The sequence below is a fragment of the Pseudomonas sp. WS 5146 genome, from assembly GCF_012985495.1.
GTDB lineage: Bacteria > Pseudomonadota > Gammaproteobacteria > Pseudomonadales > Pseudomonadaceae > Aquipseudomonas > Aquipseudomonas edaphica.
In genome coordinates this window covers 1-538 of sequence record NZ_JAAQWL010000035.1, presented here as the reverse complement: position 1 = coordinate 538, position 538 = coordinate 1, and the positions used below count along the sequence as shown (strand labels likewise).

The 538-nt window shown below is 54.6% G+C and carries 1 protein-coding gene; it reads left to right on the top strand.

The genetic code is table 11. The annotated features are described in order from the left end of the window. Window positions 1-538 (top strand): hypothetical protein (locus HBO41_RS29955; protein ID WP_178111073.1); only part of this gene is annotated, 538 nt, incomplete at both ends.

The following is a 538-nucleotide window of genomic DNA, read 5'->3' as shown; positions in this document are numbered from 1 at the left end:
AGTGAAGGAAAGAGGGGAGGGAAGGAAAGGAGAAAGAGGAAGGGGGAAAAAAGGAAAGGGAAGAAGGAGGAGAGGGAGGGGGGAGAAAAAGGAGAGGAGGAAGAGGGAAAAGGGAGGGGAAGAGGAGAAGGAGGAAAAAAGGAAAGAGGCGAAAAGAGAGGGGAAGAAAGGGAAGAAAGGAAAAGAAGAAGGGGGGGAGAGGGAGAGGGAGAAAGGGGGAAGGAGGAGAAGGAAAAGAAGGGGGAGGAGAGAGAAGGAAAGAAAAGAAGGAGGGGGAAGGGGGGAGGGAGAGGTTCGGGGCGGAGGGGGAGAAAAGGGAAGGACGGAAGGGGGGAAAAGGGGGAAGGGGGAGGGAGGGAAGAGAAGGGGAAGGGAGGGAAGAAAAGGAAGGAGTAAGGAGGAGAAAGGGGGAGGAAGAGGGGAAGAAAAGGAGAAAAAAGGGAAGAAGGAGGGAGGAGGAAGAAAAAGAGGAAGAAAAAGAGGAAGCCGAAAGAGGAAAGGGGGAAAAGCGCGGGGGGAGGGAAGCCGAAAGCGACAG